20 protein-coding genes and 2 pseudogenes are annotated in these 17941 nt (G+C 71.6%); 16 read left to right on the top strand and 6 right to left on the bottom strand.

Annotated elements, in window-relative coordinates:
- Window positions 1-85 precede the first annotated feature (85 nt).
- From TNCT1_RS11745 to TNCT1_RS11720, 6 genes and pseudogenes are all read left to right on the top strand, one after another.
- Window positions 86-475, top strand: a complete 390-nt coding sequence (locus TNCT1_RS11745) for a cell division protein SepF (protein ID WP_143630813.1) — start codon at window positions 86-88, stop codon at window positions 473-475.
- A 95-nt stretch (window positions 476-570) separates the two neighbouring features.
- Window positions 571-1851, top strand: a complete 1281-nt coding sequence (locus TNCT1_RS11740; RefSeq protein ID WP_143630812.1) for an ATP-binding protein — start codon at window positions 571-573, stop codon at window positions 1849-1851.
- Window positions 1848-2192 (top strand): nucleotide pyrophosphohydrolase, encoded by a 345-nt coding sequence (locus tag TNCT1_RS11735; protein ID WP_143630811.1) that lies wholly within the window; start codon window positions 1848-1850, stop codon window positions 2190-2192. Before TNCT1_RS11740 ends, TNCT1_RS11735 begins: the two co-directional genes overlap by 4 nt.
- Window positions 2193-2371: 179 nt before the next feature.
- The gene (locus TNCT1_RS11730; RefSeq protein WP_143630810.1) at window positions 2372-2857 is read left to right on the top strand and encodes a DUF6099 family protein; all 486 of its coding nucleotides are present in this window, start codon (window positions 2372-2374) and stop codon (window positions 2855-2857) included.
- Window positions 2858-2975: 118 nt separating this feature from the next.
- Window positions 2976-3899, top strand: a complete 924-nt coding sequence (locus TNCT1_RS11725; RefSeq protein WP_143630809.1) for an LLM class F420-dependent oxidoreductase — start codon at window positions 2976-2978, stop codon at window positions 3897-3899.
- Between the two features lie 118 nt (window positions 3900-4017).
- Window positions 4018-4158: pseudogene (locus TNCT1_RS11720) on the top strand (hypothetical protein); the annotation flags it as partial.
- Between the two features lie 229 nt (window positions 4159-4387).
- Here TNCT1_RS11720 and TNCT1_RS11715 read toward each other — a convergent pair.
- A complete protein-coding gene (locus tag TNCT1_RS11715) occupies window positions 4388-4876 on the bottom strand; it encodes a hypothetical protein (RefSeq protein WP_143630808.1) in 489 nt (162 codons plus the stop codon).
- Window positions 4877-5068: 192 nt separating this feature from the next.
- Between TNCT1_RS11715 and TNCT1_RS35535 the strand changes: the two genes are divergently transcribed.
- From TNCT1_RS35535 to TNCT1_RS11700, 4 genes are all read left to right on the top strand, one after another.
- Complete coding sequence (locus tag TNCT1_RS35535) at window positions 5069-5233, top strand: hypothetical protein (RefSeq protein ID WP_160160393.1); 165 nt, start codon at window positions 5069-5071, stop codon at window positions 5231-5233.
- Window positions 5234-5514: 281 nt separating this feature from the next.
- The gene (locus tag TNCT1_RS11710; protein ID WP_143630807.1) at window positions 5515-5712 is read left to right on the top strand and encodes a hypothetical protein; all 198 of its coding nucleotides are present in this window, start codon (window positions 5515-5517) and stop codon (window positions 5710-5712) included.
- Window positions 5713-5800: 88 nt separating this feature from the next.
- Complete coding sequence (locus tag TNCT1_RS11705; protein WP_235902529.1) at window positions 5801-6376, top strand: hypothetical protein; 576 nt, start codon at window positions 5801-5803, stop codon at window positions 6374-6376.
- A 388-nt stretch (window positions 6377-6764) separates the two neighbouring features.
- Window positions 6765-6968 carry a hypothetical protein gene (locus TNCT1_RS11700; protein WP_143630806.1) on the top strand — a complete coding sequence of 68 codons (204 nt, stop codon included), beginning with the start codon at window positions 6765-6767 and terminating at the stop codon, window positions 6966-6968.
- Between the two features lie 111 nt (window positions 6969-7079).
- On the opposite strand, the gene TNCT1_RS11695 is transcribed toward TNCT1_RS11700, so the two are convergent.
- The 3 genes from TNCT1_RS11695 to TNCT1_RS11680 form a co-directional block, all read right to left on the bottom strand.
- A complete protein-coding gene (locus TNCT1_RS11695) occupies window positions 7080-7745 on the bottom strand; it encodes a hypothetical protein (RefSeq protein ID WP_143630805.1) in 666 nt (221 codons plus the stop codon).
- Window positions 7746-7847: 102 nt separating this feature from the next.
- Window positions 7848-8081 carry a GntR family transcriptional regulator gene (locus TNCT1_RS11690; RefSeq protein ID WP_235902526.1) on the bottom strand — a complete coding sequence of 78 codons (234 nt, stop codon included), beginning with the start codon at window positions 8079-8081 and terminating at the stop codon, window positions 7848-7850.
- Window positions 8082-8369: 288 nt separating this feature from the next.
- Window positions 8370-8681, bottom strand: a complete 312-nt coding sequence (locus TNCT1_RS11680) for a hypothetical protein (protein WP_143630804.1) — start codon at window positions 8679-8681, stop codon at window positions 8370-8372.
- A gap of 164 nt (window positions 8682-8845) precedes the next feature.
- On the opposite strand from TNCT1_RS11680, the pseudogene TNCT1_RS11675 reads away from it, so the two are divergent.
- The 4 genes and pseudogenes from TNCT1_RS11675 to TNCT1_RS11660 all read left to right on the top strand — a co-directional run.
- A pseudogene (locus TNCT1_RS11675) lies at window positions 8846-9223 on the top strand (polynucleotide kinase-phosphatase); the annotation flags it as partial.
- A 102-nt stretch (window positions 9224-9325) separates the two neighbouring features.
- Window positions 9326-10549, top strand: coding sequence for an arginine deiminase (locus tag TNCT1_RS11670; protein WP_143630803.1), 1224 nt, complete (start codon window positions 9326-9328; stop codon window positions 10547-10549).
- A 61-nt stretch (window positions 10550-10610) separates the two neighbouring features.
- Window positions 10611-11618: an ornithine carbamoyltransferase gene (gene argF / locus TNCT1_RS11665; RefSeq protein WP_143630802.1), complete on the top strand. Its 1008-nt coding sequence runs from the start codon at window positions 10611-10613 to the stop codon at window positions 11616-11618.
- 138 nt (window positions 11619-11756) lie between these two features.
- A complete protein-coding gene (locus TNCT1_RS11660; protein ID WP_143630801.1) occupies window positions 11757-13202 on the top strand; it encodes an amino acid permease in 1446 nt (481 codons plus the stop codon).
- On the opposite strand, the gene TNCT1_RS11655 is transcribed toward TNCT1_RS11660, so the two are convergent.
- The gene (locus TNCT1_RS11655; protein WP_143630800.1) at window positions 13162-13614 is read right to left on the bottom strand and encodes an ATP-binding protein; all 453 of its coding nucleotides are present in this window, start codon (window positions 13612-13614) and stop codon (window positions 13162-13164) included. The genes TNCT1_RS11660 and TNCT1_RS11655 overlap by 41 nt on opposite strands.
- Before the next feature lie 314 nt (window positions 13615-13928).
- On the opposite strand from TNCT1_RS11655, the gene TNCT1_RS11650 reads away from it, so the two are divergent.
- Both TNCT1_RS11650 and TNCT1_RS11645 read left to right on the top strand, forming a co-directional pair.
- Window positions 13929-14756 carry an enoyl-CoA hydratase family protein gene (locus TNCT1_RS11650; RefSeq protein WP_143630799.1) on the top strand — a complete coding sequence of 276 codons (828 nt, stop codon included), beginning with the start codon at window positions 13929-13931 and terminating at the stop codon, window positions 14754-14756.
- Entirely contained in the window at window positions 14741-17047 is a 2307-nt protein-coding gene (locus TNCT1_RS11645; protein WP_373920468.1) for a bifunctional salicylyl-CoA 5-hydroxylase/oxidoreductase, read from the top strand. The genes TNCT1_RS11650 and TNCT1_RS11645 overlap by 16 nt, the downstream gene beginning before the upstream one ends.
- Window positions 17048-17107: 60 nt before the next feature.
- On the opposite strand, the gene TNCT1_RS11640 is transcribed toward TNCT1_RS11645, so the two are convergent.
- Window positions 17108-17935, bottom strand: a complete 828-nt coding sequence (locus tag TNCT1_RS11640) for a PaaX family transcriptional regulator C-terminal domain-containing protein (RefSeq protein WP_143630798.1) — start codon at window positions 17933-17935, stop codon at window positions 17108-17110.
- Window positions 17936-17941 lie beyond the last annotated feature (6 nt).

The following is a 17941-nucleotide window of genomic DNA, read 5'->3' as shown; positions in this document are numbered from 1 at the left end:
TGTGTCGTTGTTGGGCTGAACGGGTGACTTGGCGTAAGAATTGGCTGGTGCAGGCAATTGGTACGAGTCAGGTCAGGGGGAGCCGGTGAGCCGTTACGACGTCACCGATGAACAGTGGGAGGGGCTCGCCCAGGTCGTGCCGCTGCGGGGCCGGGACGCCTGGCCGTCCGCGGTGGGCCACCGCTCGCTGCCGGACGCCGAGACCGAGACGCGCCGCCGCTTCGTGGTCCTGCGGGTCGACGTCTTCGCCGACGCCCGGGAGGTCGCCGAGACGCTGATGGCCGGGGTGCCGGTGCTGCTGGACCTGTCCGGCGCGGAGGGCGACGTCGCCAAGCGCGTCCTCGACTTCAGCACCGGTGTCGTCTTCGGCCTGGGCAGCGGGATGCACCGGGTCGACCGCAACGTCTTCCTGCTGACGCCGCCCGGCACCGAGGTCAGCGGGCTGATGGAGGGCGCGGGGATGGCAGGCGGCTGAGCCGCCCGCACGCGGCGCGCGGGCGCTCCCCCGATCGTAGGAAGGTGCGGCGGGCAAAACGGTTCGCCGTCCCGGCGGAGGCCTAACGTCCACATATGGCCGTCCCACCCGTGTCCACCTGTTCCGCACCGACCTCCGCATCCCTGGAACCGCCCGCCGCGCCGCCCGGGCCGCCGCCCGCCTCCGCGGACGCCTCCCACCGGGTGCCGGGGCAGGGCGGGTTGCTCGCGGGCGGGCCGGGGGAGCGGTCCGCCGGCGCTCTCGACGTGCGCGCCCGGGTGACCGAGCTGCGGCTGTCCGCCTTCGCCGGGCACCGGCGGGCCGCGTTCCCGCTGGGCGCCGTCACCCTGTTCGCCGGGCCCAGCGGGTCGGGCAAGTCGACCGCGCTCGCGGCGTACGAGGCGCTCGCCCGGCTAGGCGGCGGGGCGCCGCTCGAGGAGGTGTTCCCGGAGCCGGCGGCCTGGGTGCCGGAGCGGGCGCGGCCCGACGCGCAGCGCCGGCGCGGCTTCCGGATCGGCTGCACGGCCGACGGCGCCGAGGGGCCGGTCCGGCTGGACGTCGCCGTGCAGGCCGAGCCGGAGCTGCGGATCGTGGGCGAACGGCTCACCGCGGACGGCGTGGTCCTGCTGGAGACCGCCCTGCGCGACCCGGGCCGCCGGGCGGTGCAGGCCGCCTGGCACACCGCGGGCGCCTCCCCGGTGACCCGTGCCCCACTGCCCGACGACCGGCTCGGCACCCCGCTGCTGCCGCTGCGGGTGGCCGGCAAGACCGACGGGCAGCGGCGGGTGCTCGCCGCCGCCGAGCAGACGGTCGTCGCCCTGCGCTCGGTCTTCGCCTGCGACCCGCGCCCCGAGCGCATGCGCGCCCCCGTCCCCACCGGATCGGGACGGCTGCTGCCCGGCTGCGACAACCTCGCCGACGTGCTGTGGCGCACCCGGTCCGAGTGCGGCCGCCGGCACGCCCTGCTCGTCGAGACGCTGCGCGGCGGCTGCGCGGGCCCGGTGGCCGACCTGGCCGCCGAACCACTGGCCGACGGCACCGTCGGGGCGCTGCTCGACCGCGGCGACGGCTTCCGCACCGAGCTGGCCCGGCTCGGCGACGGCGAGCTGCGCTACGTCGCGCTCGCCCTGGTGCTGCTGACCGGACCCGGCGTGCTGGCCGTGGACACACCCGGCGAGGTGCCCGACGCGCTGCGCACCCTCACCGTGCTCACCGACGGCTTCGACCGCGGCCTCGACCCCGCCCAGCGGCGCGCGCTGCTGCTGACGGCGGCCCGGATGGGCGAGCGGGGCCACATCCGCTGCGTGGGCGCCGTGAGCGACGCCTCCTGGGCCGTGGGGACGGAGGGCGTCACCGTGGTACACCTGAGGCCGTGACGGAACACCAGGACCTGGCCGGACTCCAGCGCAGACTGGCCGAGTTCGCCGCCGCGCGCGACTGGCAGCCCTACCACACCCCCAAGAGCCTGGTGTCCGCGCTCAGCGTGGAGGCCTCCGAACTGGTCGAGATCTTCCAGTGGCTGACGCCCGAGGAGTCGGCCCGGGTGATGGACGACCCCGGCACCGCGCACCGGGTCCGGGACGAGGTCGCCGACGTCCTCGCCTACCTGCTGCAGTTCTGCGAGGTCCTCGGCGTCGACCCGCTGGCCGCGCTCTCCGCCAAGATCGACCGCAACGAGCGGCGCTTCCCGGCGCCGGGGCCGGGCGCCGGCGACTGACGGAGTGTCATCCTCCGCTATCACTCTGTGGAGTCGCATCGCGCCCCGAATCCGAATTGTTGTCCACAATTTCCCGTCTTCCTCTGGCTTTACGTCTCAGGGACCCTCACTCTGGGTAGTGAACAGGGAAGTTCACGCGGGCGTGCGAGGACGCACGGCGGACTGGACGGGGGCAGCGCATGGATGCGGTGCGACTCATCGGGACGAGCAGGCGGGCCCTGGCCCTGGGCGCCGACCGGCCCGAGATCATGGCCGAGGTGTGGCAGGCGCAGGCCCTGGCCCAGGCGATCGGCAGCCGCCTCGCGGTGTCCGGCCCGCCGGAGCTGCGGGGCGAGGCACTGGGCCTGACCGAACTGGCGGGCCGGGGCTGCGGCGTCCTGGACGCCCCGGAACTCGACCCGGGCGACCTGCGCGCCGCCCAGCTCACCGAACTGGACGACGCCCGGCTGACCCTGCTCTGCCTCGACAGCCTGCTCGGCGAGGTCGGCATGGCGCTGGTCGCCATGGCCAGCTCCGCCACCGACGAGACGGCGTACTGGCAGTGCATGGAGGCCATCGACGCGGCCGACGAGTCCCGGGACCGGGTCCTGGAGATGCTGCGCAAACTGGCCGCCCGGGTGGCGGCGTTACCCGAGGGCGCGGAGGACAGTCCGTCGGGCGTGTGACCGGCCGGGCCGGCGCCGACTCTCCGCGCCCGTGACCCAAGGGATTCACCTGATCGGGGACGGCCGCGCCCCCGGTACCGGTGAGGCCGGCGCGGCCGGTGCCGTGCAGGATGGGTGTATGGACCTTCGAATTTTCACCGAGCCCCAGCAGGGGGCCACGTACGACACCCTGCTCACCGTGGCGAAGGCCACCGAGGACCTCGGCTTCGACGCCTTCTTCCGCTCCGACCACTACCTCCGGATGGGCGACACGGACGGCCTGCCCGGCCCCACGGACGCCTGGATCACGCTGGCCGGCCTGGCCCGTGAGACCAAGCGCATCCGCCTCGGCACCCTGATGACGGCCGGCACCTTCCGCCTGCCCGGCGTGCTGGCCATCCAGGTCGCCCAGGTCGACCAGATGTCCGGCGGCCGGGTCGAACTGGGCCTCGGCGCGGGCTGGTTCGAGGAGGAGCACAAGGCGTACGGCATCCCCTTCCCCAAGGAGAAGTTCGCGCGCCTGGAGGAACAGCTAGAGATCGTCACCGGGCTGTGGGCCACCAAGACCGGCGAGACCTTCGACTTCCACGGCGCCTACTACGACCTCACCGACTCGCCCGCGCTGCCCAAGCCCGCCCAGCACCGGATCCCGGTGCTCATCGGCGGCCACGGCGCCACCCGCACCCCGCGCCTGGCCGCCCGGTACGCCGACGAGTTCAACATCCCGTTCGCCTCCGTCGAGGACAGCGAGCGGCAGTTCGGCCGGGTGCGCGCCGCCGCCGAGGAGGCCGGCCGCGGCGCCGGCGCCCTCACCTACTCCAACGCGCTCGTGGCGTGCGTCGGCCGGGACGACCGGGAGGTCGCCCGCCGCGCCGCCGCGATCGGCCGTGAGGTGGACGAGCTGAAGGCCAACGGCCTGGCCGGCTCCCCGGCCGAGGTGGTGGAGAAGATCGGCCGCTACGCCGAGACCGGCTCCACCCGCATCTACCTCCAGATCCTCGACCTGGACGACCTGGACCACCTGGAACTGATCTCCTCCCAGGTCCAGAGCCGGCTCTCCTGACCCGGCCCCTGACCCGGCCCCGGCCCCACGGCCCCTCCGCCCCGAACCGGGCGGAGGGGCCGCGGGACCGCGGAAAACCACTGGTCGGCAGCGCGCGGCAGCGGGGAGACTCGGACATGTGTTCCTGACCATCTCCACGCGCGGCGACGCCGCCCACCCGGCCACCGACCTCGGCTACCTGCTGCACAAGCACCCCGGCAAGGCGCAGACCTTCTCCACGTCCCACGGCACCGCCCACGTGTTCTACCCGCGGGCGGACGAGCGTGGCCCCCGCCGTTGCGCCCTTGGTGGTCGATCAGCAGGACGGCCACCTGCGGGTACTTTGCCGCGAACCGCTCGAAGACGGTCCACAGCGCGACCACACCGGGGTTGTCTTCCTCCAGCCCGGCCAGCTTGGTGATCTTCATGATCGAGTCGACGATCAGCAGCGTCGTGCGCGGGTGCCTCTCCATTAGCCGGTCGAGCATCTCGGGCGTCGCCACCAGGTTCTACCCCTGGTAGTTGTACGGCTGGAAGCGATCTCCCTCCTCCTCGGTGAGGCAGAAGGCATCGAGCTTGCCCCACGTCTGGTCGGCGGCCTCGTCCTCCTGGATCACGACGACCTCTTCGCCCTTGCGCAGCCGCTCGGCCGCCAGCGAGTAGGCCAGCATGGTCTTGCCGACCTCGTAGTCGGCCATGAACAGCGTGATCCACCCCGGCTGGATGAACAGGCCCGGCGCGGTGGTGTCGTAGACCACCCCGGTGCAGTCCTTCCGACGAGAGGGCCGCCCCAACTCCTTGTTGTCGGGCGCGGCCAACACCTTCGCCTTCTCCTCGGTTCGTGCGCGGTTGATCTGCCGCAGCAGCTCGGTGCGCGCGAACGGCGTCGCGTCGAACGCCTCGGCCCGTGGGGTCTCCGGCGGCCTCTCGTGCCCGCGCGGGGCGTCCGGCCGTAGATCTCCAGATGAGGCCCAGGGAGCTCCTGTCTCGGGACTCACAGGCTTTAATGTGCCCAACGCGTTTAAGAGGGGGACTCGGTGCGGCAGACAGCGTTGCAACGATGGGCGGCCCAACATCCCAAGCGAGCGTTAGCGCTATGGGCCTCCATGTTCGTGAACCTGTTCGTTGGGATAATCCTGTTCACAGTCGGCAGTGACGCCATCAATTGTCCCCTTGACGGCGATTCAGCGGTGACGTGTGACGACCCGTCCAAGGCGGGCGATCCGGCCCTCTCCGTGGTTGCATGGGTGGGGTTCGCCATGACGTTCATCGGCGTGGCCTCGATCATCGGCGCAGTCGCCTGGTACATCGTCCTCGTGCTCGTGAAGCGAGAGGTCGACGCGGGCAGGCGCTAACCATCAACACGAGCCCGTTCTTGTAGAGTTGTCGCTCATCGACGTGAAGCCGTGGGCCTGAGTCCGACGTCCAGGTAGGACATGGGGTTGCCCCAAGTCCGTTCCCACAGAGCCTCCGAGTGGGGGGTAGGTAGTGCAGGGTCACCGCAAGCGGTCCTGACCCGGCAATGTCTGAGTCCTGTACGTCGGCATGGCCTCAGCTTGATCACACGTATGTACGTCGTGGTCGGGCTGAGCGCTGCGCACCAACGGTCCGAACCACCGGGAAGGTACGCGGACCGTTGAATCTCTCTCTCGCAGTCAAGCTGCTGATCTTCGTGATCTGCACCCTGATCTCCGTCATCGTCGGCATCGTGGCTGGCCTCATCCACCACAAGCCCACCACGCCTAAGGGCCCGTCGTTCTTGTACGGCGGTGGCGTCTTCGGCGGCTCGCTGACGCTCTGCATGGTCGTGCTGTCGGCGCTCGGCGTGTTCTGAACCCTCGAAGGTCCCGGAGGGTCTGCACAGCCTCCGGGACCTCGCGAGATCTGGCCCATGGCCCGGCGTCCGCGCCTACGCTCACGATGTGACGATCACGCCTGTTGCCCTCGCCCTCCTCGGTATCGGGGCCACCGTGCTTGGCGCCGTCCTCGGGATGGTGGGCACCATCGCATCGACAACGATGGCGCAGCGAGCGACCCGTGACCGTGAGAGCGCCTTCAAGGTGTGGGAGCGTCGAGCCGATGCCATCGAGGAAGCGCACCGGAAGATGCTTGCCCTCGCGAACGCGCGTGACCTCGCCTGGGCTCGCAGGCAGTTGCCTTCGGGCCTGAGCCCTGCGGACCTCGACCCAGATCACCAGACCGAGCAGTTTCGGTTGGTCGTCACCAAGCTGATGCTGTACACCACGCCTGAACTGGTGAAGGCGTACCAGGACTCGAACGCGGCCTTCATGAAGTCGCTGCTCGGCATCCAGAGGGTGGAACTGGCTCTAGCGGGGACCGGCCCGGAGAGCGACCGGCCGAGGCGGCAACGAAACATCAACGCGGCGGTGGCCGTCGCCACTCGGGCTATCGAGGAGGCCAAGGCCGCCGACGAACGCCTTGCCACCGCGCTGCGGGAGGCCGCATCGCTCGGGGTCCCGTCGGCAGGGCGACGGTAACCGCCGGCCCACCTACCCAACGATCCGTCAGCAGACGCCGTGGACACACCATCTATCGGTCTGCGCTACTATCGGTGCGGGGAGCCGCTCGGCGGCTCTCCGCACCTGGGTGTCTCTGCGTATGACGCCGAACCAGGACGCTGCACCGTTGGAGCTGGACCCCCTAGTCCGACAGGGGGTCTGACGCACAGGCTATGAAGACGGAGCAGTCGCCGAATGGGTTTTACTTTCACAACCTGGGCTGATCGTTAGCCCACCCGAGAACATTTGCGCTGCCGTGCGTCGCGCGCAGGTGTCTCGGTCCAACCCGGTATGGGTTTGGATCGAGGCTGCCTGCGCGCAGACCCACCGATCCGAACCATGACAGAGAAGGTCAGGATCAGGGTCGATGGACGCAACAGTCATCCTCCTCTTCATTCTCGCCATCGCTGGCGTGGTCTCCCGGTCGCTGTCCTCCGTGAAGAGACTTCTGGACGAGGTCCCTGAAGTTCTCGACTCAGCCACGGAGGCACGCGACGCGTGGCGACGATTCCGCAGGCCCGAGCTGCCACCCCCGGCGGACGACCAGCAGAAGCCACCTGCCGCCGTATAGGCCGGGGAGGGCTCCCGTGGGGTCTTCCGCCGCACGAGAGCCCGCCCCGGGGCCACCGGCGCAGCCCGCACCGAGAGGCCACGGGAGACACCATCCCTGGCCTCGTGCGGATCAACCCGCTGAGTCGCCCGGCTCGATCTGCTTTGGCTGCTGGTCGGGGAGCAGCCGGTTGGCCATCATCTCTGGCTGCGCCTCCATGCCCAGCGCCTTCAACGCGGCGGCCGAGTTGAGGCGGTCCCTGGTCTGCGGGTCTTCCACACGGTCAATGAACGCCATCGCCGCTTCGTGGTTGCGATCGGTGTCGATCTTCTTCTCGTTGTCTTCGGCCGCCTTGAGCAGGTCGGCCTTAGCCCGCTTCGAGTGGAGCGCCAGCGCGCCGCCGACACCACCTGTGAACACGCCCGTCAAGCCCGTCACAAGCGGTACGTAATTGCGGTCGGGTTTCCCTGCGTGCACCAACGCCAGCGCTGCCCCCGTCAGGACGATCGCCGCACCACCCGCCATGAAACCCACACTCAGGCGGAAGGTCCACTCAGACTGCTTCAGAGTGTGGTTCAGGACGGCGAACTGGAAGTCCTGCCGCTTCTCGGCAAGCCCCTTGGGCTGATCGACGAAGACGTTCTGGATCTGAATGACCCGTTCGGCCTGCTGCTCACCCCGGGGTTGGCTGATGGCTCGCCACACACGTGAGGCAACGGCTTCCGCTGCCTGCCGGGCCAACTGCGCACCAATGGCGCCTGCGATTTCGTAAGCGACCCCGCTTGCCTTCCCCGTCATCGCACTCGCCCCGTCCGCGTGAAGTGACCCTGTATCAACACGCCTCAGGTTAGCGTCAGGAGCCGACACTGGCCGATCTTCGGACCGGTCGACGTTGGCCGGCTACTTCGAGTCGCTGACGAACGTGCCGAGGCCCAACTCCGTGCGCACCTCGCCGGTCTCCCGCAGGTGCGCCAGGGCCTTCTGGGCGGTGCTGGCCGCGATGCCGAACTCGGCGCTCAGCTCCACGATGCCCGGCACCCGGCTGCCGGGCGGATAGGTCCCGTCGGCGATCCGCTTACTGATTCTCTCGGCCACCTGCCGCCACACCGGGCGGGAACGATCAAGGTCACTCACATCGCGAACGTATGACCACGCAGTCACCCGCGCTACCGCAGTCTTATGCGATAACGCGAGATCGCGATATCGTGATACCGCGATACCTACTGGTCAGACCGATGAGGGGGCTCCAATGACCGGGTTAAGCATTCGGGTGTATCGGATCGACGGCGAGACCGGGAAGACCGAGGAGGTCAGCGCGCGGGAGTGGTCGATGGACACCCTCCCGAACCTGCCGCTCATCGACGCGCGATGGCCACTGTGCCAGTGCCACCGCTGCCAGGGTGAGGCGTCGACGCGGCGGTACTAGCTGCTGCCCTTGGCGATGGCCTCGCCGACGAGGTCTTCCCATCCGAGGTCGGCGGCCACCCTCAAGGCGTCCTTGACCACCACCGTGTCGCGCGTGGTCTGGCGCACCTGGTGGCCGCCGACACCTGCGGCGATGAGGAGTGACTTGAGCTTGGCGTCGTGTCCAGGCGCGAACGTGCTCTGGGTCGTCGCGCCGCAGCCGGTGGTCTTCTGCTGCCACACCTTGTCGCCACCGACGTTCTCGTGGATGAGCACCTCGAAGGCATAACTGCCGCAGGCGCAGGGACGGTTGGGGTTCTGTGAAGTCATGGTGAGGATCATAAGAGCGGAATGCGCCAGTCTGTATAGCCATCCGACGGAATGGCCGGATCGTGCGGGCCCCGTCCCGGGCTTCCGTGGGGTCGGAGCACACGAGGGGGCGGCCCGGGGCCAGAGGACCGGCGGGCATGCGAGAGGCCCGGGGACGATGCCGCACGGGCGACCCCGAGTCGGTCGGCGCCGGTGTCGACTGGTGGCTGGAGATGACCGGCCGCGGCGGCGAGGGCATGGTCGTCAAGCCGCTCGGCGCGCTGGTGCGCGACGGCGAGGGCCGGCTGGTGCAGCCCGGCATCAAGTGCCGGGGCCGCGAGTACCTGCGGATCGTCTACGGCCCGGAGTACACCCGCCCGGACAACCTGGCCCGCCTGCGCGGCCGCTCCCTGGGGCACAAGCGGTCGCTGGCGATCCGCGAGTACGCCCTCGGCCTCGAGGCGCTGGACCGGCTCGCGGACGGTGAGCCGCTGTGGCGGGTGCACGAGGCGGTGTTCGGGGTGCTCGCCCTGGAGTCGGAGCCGGTCGACCCGCGGCTGTGAGCCGGCGTCCCGGGGCCCCGCCGGCGGGCGGAACGGAAACAGGAAGCGGCGGAAACGGCCGAGAGGAGCGTGAAGGCGGACATCGGTGGCCAGGATGGAGACATGGCATACCACGTCCACTCCGAGGCCGGGCGGCTGCAGCGGGTGATCCTGCACCGGCCCGACCTCGAGCTCAAAAGGCTCACCCCCAGCAACAAGGACGCCCTGCTCTTCGACGACGTGCTCTGGGTGCGCCGGGCGCGCGCCGAGCACGACGGATTCGCGGACGTCCTGCGCGACCGGGGGGTCGCCGTCCACCTCTTCGGCGACCTGCTCACCGAGACACTGGAGATCCCCGAGGCCCGCGCCCTCGTCCTGGACCGCGTCTTCGACGAGAAGGAGTACGGTCCCCTCGCCACCGGCCACCTGCGGGCCTCCTTCGACCGGATGTCCTCGGGCGAGCTGGCCGAGGCGCTGGTCGGCGGCATGACCAAGCGCGAGTTCCTGGACGGGCACGCGGAGCCCGCCTCCGTCCGCTTCCACGTCATGGACCTGGACGACTTCCTGCTCCGCCCGCTGCCCAACCACCTCTTCACCCGGGACACCTCGGCCTGGATCTACGACGGCGTGTCCATCAACGCCATGCGCCGGCCGGCCCGGCAGCGGGAGACCGTGCACTTCGAGGCGATCTACCGGCACCACCCGCTGTTCCGCGGCGAGGCGTTCCACGTGTGGTCCAGGGGGCAGGCCGACTACCCGTCCACCATCGAGGGCGGCGACGTCCTGGTGATCGGCAACGGCGCCGTCCTGATCGGCATGAGCGAGCGCACCACCCCGCAGGCGGTGGAGATGCTGGCGCACAAGCTGTTCGCGGCGGGCTCCGCGCACACCATCGTCGCGCTCGACATGCCCAAGCGCCGGGCCTTCATGCACCTCGACACGGTGATGACCATGGTCGACGGCGACACCTTCACCCAGTACGCGGGGCTCGGCATGCTGCGCTCGTACACCATCGAGCCGGGCGACGGGGAGCGCGAGCTCAAGGTCACCGACCATCCGCCGGAGCACATGCACCGCGCCATCGCCGCCGCGCTGGGGCTCGGCGAGATCCGGGTGCTCACCGCCACCCAGGACGTGCACGCCGCGGAGCGGGAGCAGTGGGACGACGGCTGCAACGTGCTGGCCGTCGAGCCCGGTGTCGTCATCGCCTACGAACGCAACTCCACCACCAACACCCACCTGCGCAAACAGGGCATCGAGGTGATCGAGATCCCGGGCAGCGAGCTGGGCCGCGGCCGGGGCGGGCCGCGCTGCATGAGCTGCCCGGTGGAGCGAGCGCCTGTATAGAAATGTGGAGCATCGTATAGACTTACATAAGTCCTGACACCCGTACCTCTGGAGCGCCCCCATGGCGACTGTCCCGACCGCCCTCGCCGGGCGCCACTTCCTCAAGGAGCTGGACTTCACCGAGGCCGAGTTCCGCGGCCTGGTGGAGCTGGCCGCGGAACTGAAGGCGGCGAAGAAGGCCGGGACCGAGACCCAGTACCTGCGCGGCCGCAGCATCGCGCTGATCTTCGAGAAGACCTCGACGCGCACCCGCTGCGCGTTCGAGGTCGCCGCCGCCGACCAGGGCGCCGCCACGACGTACCTGGACCCGGCCGGCTCGCAGATCGGGCACAAGGAGTCCGTGAAGGACACCGCCCGCGTCCTCGGCCGGATGTTCGACGCGATCGAGTACCGGGGCGACAGCCAGGCCAAGGTCGAGGAGCTGGCCGCGTACGCGGGCGTGCCCGTCTACAACGGGCTCACCGACGACTGGCACCCCACCCAGATGCTGGCGGACGCGCTCACCATGGCCGAGCACAGCACCCGGCCGCTGCGGGAGACCGCCTTCGCCTACCTCGGCGACGCCCGGTTCAACATGGGCAACTCCTACCTGGTCACCGGCGCCCTGCTCGGCATGGACGTACGGATCGTCGCGCCGAAGTCCTACTGGCCCGCCCAGGAGATCGTCGACCACGCCCGCGGGCTCGCCGAGTCCAGCGGGGCCCGGATCACCCTCACCGAGGACGTCGCCGAGGGGGTCGCGGGCGCCGGCTTCGTCGCCACCGACGTCTGGGTCTCCATGGGCGAGCCCAAGGAGGTCTGGGACGAGCGGATCACCGCCCTCGGCCCCTACGCCGTGACCATGGACGTCCTGCGCGCCACCGGCGACCCGGACGTGAAGTTCCTGCACTGCCTGCCCGCCTTCCACGACCTCGGCACCAAGGTCGGCCAGGAGATCTTCGAGTCCCACGGGCTGACCTCCCTGGAGGTGACCGACGAGGTGTTCGAGTCCGCCCACTCGGTCGTCTTCGACGAGGCGGAGAACCGGCTGCACACCATCAAGGCGGTCCTGGTCGCGACCCTCGCCTGACCTCCCCGGCCCCGGCCGGCACTTGCCCCACCCGCTTCACCTGGCCTTATCCTGAACGGCGGCCCGGACCACCCCCTCCCGGCCGCCGCCGCGCCCCCACCGGGGCGCCCGCACCACCAGAAACGAGCACCACCCCGCATGCCCGCTCTCCGCATCAAGTCCCCGCACCTGCTCGTCGCCGAGTCCGGCGCCGACCGCGAGGGCCACGGCCTCAAGCGCACGATGGGCCTCTTCCAGCTCATCTGCTTCGGTGTCGGCGCCATCGTCGGCACCGGCATCTTCGTCGGCCTCTCCGACTCCGTCGCCCAGGCCGGCCCCGCCGTCGTCGTCTCCTTCGTCCTCGCCGCGATCACCTGCGTCTTCACCGCGTTCTCGTTCGCCGAGCTGGGCGGCGCGATCCCGGTCTCCGGCTCCTCGTACTCCTTCGCCTACGCGGGCCTCGGCGAGTCCACCGCCTTCCTGGTCGGCTGGTGCCTGCTGCTGGAGTACGGCGTCTCCATCTCCGCGGTCGCGGTCGGCTGGAGCGAGTACGTCAACGAGCTGCTGCACAGCCTCACCGGCCTGCAACTGCCCGCCGCGCTGTCCGCGGGCCCGGGCGACGGCGGGATCGTGAACCTGCCCGCCGTGATCGTCATCGCCATGGCGTCCGTGCTGCTGGTGCGCGGGGTGCGGGAGAGCGCCCGGGCGACCGCCGCGATGGCCGCCGTGAAGCTCGTCATCCTGCTGGCCTTCTGCGCCGTCGGCTACAGCGCCTTCAAGCACGGCAACCTGACCCCGTTCTCCCCGGCCGGCCTCGGCGGCATCGGGGCGGGCACCACCGCCGCGTTCTTCTCCTACATAGGCTTCGACGCGATCACCACGGCCGGTGAGGAGGCGAAGAACCCGCGCCGGGACATCCCGGTCGCGATCATGGTCTGCATGGGCCTGGTCACCCTGCTGTACTGCGCGGTCGCGCTCGCCGCGATCGGCGCCATCGGCGGCGAGCAGGTCGCCGGCCGGCCCGCCGCGCTGTCGTACGTCGTCAACGAGGTCACCGGCTCCGCCGTCGGCGGCGGTGTCATCGCCTTCGGCGCGGTCGTCGCCATCGCCTCCGTGGTGCTCGCCGTGATGTACGGCCAGACCCGCATCCTGATGTCGATGTCCCGGGACGGCCTGATCCCGCGCGTCTTCGAGAAGGTCTCGCCGCGCACCTCCACCCCGGTGGCCGGCACGCTGATCGTCGCCGTCGTCTTCGCGGTCCCGGCGGCCTTCGCCTCGCTGGACGCCGTGATGAACCTGTGCACCATCGGCACGCTCGCCATCATGGCCGCCGTGAACATCGCGGTGATCGCCCTGCGCCGCCGCGAGCCGGGCCTCGGCCGCAGCTTCCGGGTGCCGCTCTACCCGGTCGTGCCGCTGCTCGGCGTCGGCTTCTGCCTGTACCTGATGTACGAGACCGGCTGGCACACCTGGATCCAGTTCGCGGTGTTCCTCGCCGCCGGCCTGCTGGTCTACCTCGCCTACGGCCGCCGGCACTCCACGCTCGCCCAGGCGCCCGCCGGGGTCACGCCGGACGCCGCTGAGCGGGAACCACTGGCAGTCTGAACCACACCGCCTTGCCCGAAGCGGTCGGGCGGTGACCGCAGGAGGAGCTGAGGGCGCGGATCAGCAGCAGCCCGCGGCCGCCCTCCTGCCAGGGGTCGGGCTCCTCGATCACCGGACGGGTGAGATGCCCGGGCGGCGCGGGGTCGGGGTCGTGCACCTCGACCTGGCAGCCGCCCGGCCGCAGCTCCACCACCAGCTCGATCGGGCCGCGCCCGGCGGTGTGCTCCACCGCGTTGGCCACCAGCTCCGCCGTCAGCAGCTCGGCGGTGTCGCAGTCGGCCGCGTGCTCCACCTCCGCCAGCGCCGACCGCACCAGCGCGCGCGCCACGGGCACCGCCGCGGTGGTGTGCGGCAGCGCGATGCGCCAGGAGGCCGATTCGGCGGGGCGTTCGTACAAGGCGAGTCCGTTCATGGAGCAGGCTGTCCTGCTTTCGACCGTAGAGATGGTACGGGCCCGGCCGCGGCGATCTTCGGCGGGCACCGTGCGGGACGCCTCGGCCCCGCCACCGGCGGCCTACCCCGCCGCACGCCCCGCCTCGCCCCGGCGGGCCCACTGTTACGCGGCTGTGGACGACCGGTGACGCGTGTGACGGGAGCCGGCCGGCCCGGACGGTGTTGTCGCGCCATCGTGACGACAGTCACAAACAAGTGATAGCTTCATGGGGTACGCACCGTGAGGCATCACCGCGCAACGTGAGGCACCGCCCCCCTAGGAGGCCGCACGTCATGAGTCCCTTCACCGGCTCCGCCGCCCGCACCTCCTCGTGGGAGCACCTGCGGGTCGAGCTCGACGACGGTGTCGCCACCGTCACCCTCGCCCGCCCCGACAAGCTCAACGCGCTCACCTTCGGCGCCTACGCCGACCTGCGCGACCTGCTCGCCGAGCTGTCCCGGGAGCGCTCGGTCCGCGCCCTGGTGCTGGCGGGCGAGGGCCGCGGCTTCTGCTCCGGCGGCGACGTGGACGAGATCATCGGCGCCACCCTGTCCATGGACACCGCCCTGCTCCTCGACTTCAACAGGATGACCGGGCAGGTGGTCCGGGCGATCCGGGAGTGCCCGTTCCCGGTGATCGCCGCCGTGCACGGCGTGGCGGCGGGCGCCGGCGCCGTGCTCGCCCTGGCGGCCGACTTCCGCGTCGCCGACCCCTCGGCCCGGTTCGCCTTCCTGTTCACCCGCGTGGGCCTCTCCGGCGGCGACATGGGCGCGGCCTATCTGCTGCCCCGCTTCGTCGGGCTCGGCCACGCGACCCGGCTGCTGATGCTGGGCGAGCCGGTGCGCGCGGCGGAGGCCGAGCGGATCGGACTGATCAGCGTGCCGGCCGAGGAGGGCCACACGGACGCCACGGCGCTGGAGCTGGCCCGCCGCCTGGCCGACGGACCGGCCCTGGCCTACGCCCAGACCAAGGCGCTGCTCACGGCCGAGCTGGACATGCCGCTGGCCGCGTCGGTCGAGCTGGACGCCGCCACCCAGGCCCTGCTGATGAACGGCGAGGACTACGCGGAGTTCCACGCCGCCTTCCGGGACAAGCGCCCGCCGAAGTGGCGGGGGAGGTAGCCGCGGTGACCGGGTGGCCCCTGCGCGTGGCGGTCACCGGCGGAGGCCCGGGCGGCCTCTACGCGGCCGCGCTGCTCAAACGGCTGGACCCCGAGCGGGAGATCACCGTCTGGGAGCGCAACGCCCCCGACGAGACCTTCGGCTTCGGCGTGGTCCTCTCCGACGAGACCCTGGGCGGCATCGAGCACGCCGACCCGGTGGTCCACGAGGCCCTGCGGCGCGACTTCGTCCGCTGGGACGACATCGACATCGTCCACCGTGGCACCCGCCACACCTCCGGGGGCCACGGCTTCGCCGCGCTGGGCAGGCGCCGGCTGCTGGAGATCCTGCACGAGCGCTGCCGCTCCCTGGGCGTGGACCTGCGCTTTCGCACCGAGGCGCCGCCGGCCGCCCGGCTCGCCGCGGAGTACGACCTGGTCGTCGCCGCCGACGGAGTGCACAGCGGCACCCGCGACGCCTTCGCCCACGCCTTCCGGCCCACGGTGACCGCCCACCGCTGCCGCTACATCTGGCTGGCGGCCGACTTCGCCTTCGACGCCTTCCGCTTCGAGATCGCCGAGACCGAGCACGGCGTGATGCAACTGCACGCCTACCCCTACGCGGCCGACGCCTCCACCGTGATCGTCGAGATGCGCGAGGAGGTCTGGCGGGCCGCCGGGTTCGACGAGGCCGGACCGCAGGAGTCGGTGGAGCGCTGCGCCAAGATCTTCGCCGACGCGCTCGGCGGGCGGCCGCTGCGCTCCAACAAGTCGGCGTGGACGACCTTCCGCACGGTGGTCAACGAGAGCTGGTCGCACGGCGTCGTCGTCCTCCTCGGCGACGCCGCCCACACCGCCCACTTCTCCATCGGCTCCGGCACCAAGCTGGCCGTGGAGGACGCGCTGGCGCTGGCCGCGTGCGTCGAGGAGCAACCCGACGTGCCCCGCGCGCTGGCCGCCTACGAGGCGGAGCGCAGGCCCGTCGTCGCCTCCACCCAGCGGGCCGCCCGGGCCAGCCTGGAGTGGTTCGAGAACCTGGGGCTCTACCTCGGCCAGCCGTCCCGCCAGTTCGCCTTCAACCTGCTCACCCGCAGTCGCCGGGTCACCCACGACAACCTGCGGCTGCGCGACGCGCACTTCACCGGGGCCGTGGAGCGCGAGTTCGGCTGCCCGCCTGGCACGCCCCCCATGTTCACCCCGTTCCGGCTGCGCGGCCTGAGCCTGCGCAACCGGGTCGTGGTGTCCCCCATGGACATGTACTCGGCCGCCGACGGGGTGCCCGGCGACTTCCACCTGGTCCACCTGGGCGCCCGCGCCCTCGGCGGGGCCGGCCTGGTGATGACCGAGATGGTGTGCGTGAGCGAGGACGGCCGGATCACCCCTGGCTGCGCCGGCCTCTACACCGGCCGGCAGGCGGAGGCGTGGCGGCGGATCACCGACTTCGTGCACCGGCGGTCGCCGGGCACCGCGATCGGCGTCCAGCTCGGCCACAGCGGCCGCAAGGGCTCCACCCGGCTGATGTGGGAGGGGATGGACGAGCCGCTGCCCGAGGGCAACTGGCCCGTGGTGGCCGCCTCCCCGCTGCCCTACAGGCCCGGCGGCCAGACCCCGCGCGCCCTCACCCGCGCCCAGCTCACCGATATCCGGGAGCAGTTCGCCGCGGCCGCCGTCCGGGCCGCCCGGGCCGGCTTCGACCTGCTCGAACTGCACTGCGCCCACGGCTATCTGCTCTCCGGCTTCCTCTCCCCGCTCACCAACCTGCGCACCGACGCCTACGGCGGTTCGCCGGAGAACCGGCTGCGGTTCCCGCTGGAGGTGTTCGACGCCGTGCGCGCGGTGTGGCCGGACGAGCGGCCGATGACGGTGCGGATCTCCGCCACCGACTGGGCCGAGGGCGGCACCGGCGCCGAGGACGCGGTCGGGATGGCCCGGGCCTTCGCCGCGCACGGAGCCGACGCGATCGACGTCTCCACCGGGCAGGTGGTGGCCGAGGAGCGGCCGGAGTTCGGGCGGTCGTACCAGACGCCGTTCGCCGACCGCATCCGGCACGAGGTGGGGGTCCCGGTGATCGCGGTCGGCGCGATCTCCTCCTGGGACGACGTCAACTCCCTGATCCTCGCGGGCCGCACGGACCTGTGCGCGCTGGCCCGGCCGCACCTGTACGACCCGCACTGGACGCTGCACGCGGCCGCCGAGCAGGGCTACGAGGGTCCCGGCGTGGCGTGGCCCGACCCCTACCGGGCGGGCAGCCGGCCACCGCAGACCGGCCGCACGGACGCGCCGAAACCCCGGCTGTCGCTCGGCGGCCGGTGACCGCGGGACCCGCGCGGTGCGGGCCGCGCGCCCGGCCGCGGCGCCCGTGACGCGCGGGGCTCACCCCTGCGCGGGCCCCGTCCCCGCGAACGCGGCCCCCGCGTCCCGCAGCCGCTCGTGCAGCCCCCGGAACACCCGCGCCGAGCGGACCCCCGGCCAGTCGGCGGGCAGCAGCCGGGCGGGCAGGCCCGGGTCGGTGTACGGCAGGTGCCGCCAGGAGTCCAGAGCCGGCAGGTAGTCCCGGTAGGCCTCCTCGGGCGGGGTGTCGGTGCGCTGCTCCCAGGCGTGCAGGACGGGCGCGTGGGCGTCCAGGAAGCCCTCGTGCGCCTTGGCGATCGCCGTCAGGTCCCACCAGCGGGTGACGGCCTCCGCGGTGGCGGCGAAGCCGAGGTGCTCGCCGCGGAAGAGGTCGACGTACGGGTCGAGGCGCAGGCGGCGCAGGGTGTGCCGGGTCTCCTCGTACAGCCGGGCCGGGGCGATCCACACCCCGGGCGCCGCCGTGCCGAAGCCCAGGCCGGCCAGCCGGGAGCGCAGGACGTGCCGCTTCTGGCGTTCCGACTCGGGGACGGAGAACACCGCCAGCACCCAGCCCTCGTCCTCGTAGGGCGCCGTCGCGTAGATGCGGCGGTCGCCGTCCTCCAGCAACTGGCGTGCCTCGGCGGAGAGTTCGTATCCGGCGGCGCCGGCAGGGGTGCGGGCGGGCAGCAGCAGCCCGCGGCGTTTGAGCCGGGACACCGAGGAACGCACCGAGGGCGCGTCCACCCCGACCGCGGCCAGCAGCCGGATCAGCTCCGCGACGGGCACCGGGCCCGGCATGAAGCGGCCGTACGCGCCGTACAGCGTGACGATGAGGGACCTGGGGGCGTGCTGCTCGGACACGTTGATCATTTTAGG

The organism is Streptomyces sp. 1-11, assembly GCF_007176755.1.
Taxonomy (GTDB): Bacteria; Actinomycetota; Actinomycetes; order Streptomycetales; family Streptomycetaceae; genus Streptomyces.
This window is presented reverse-complemented; position numbering and strand designations above follow the sequence as displayed.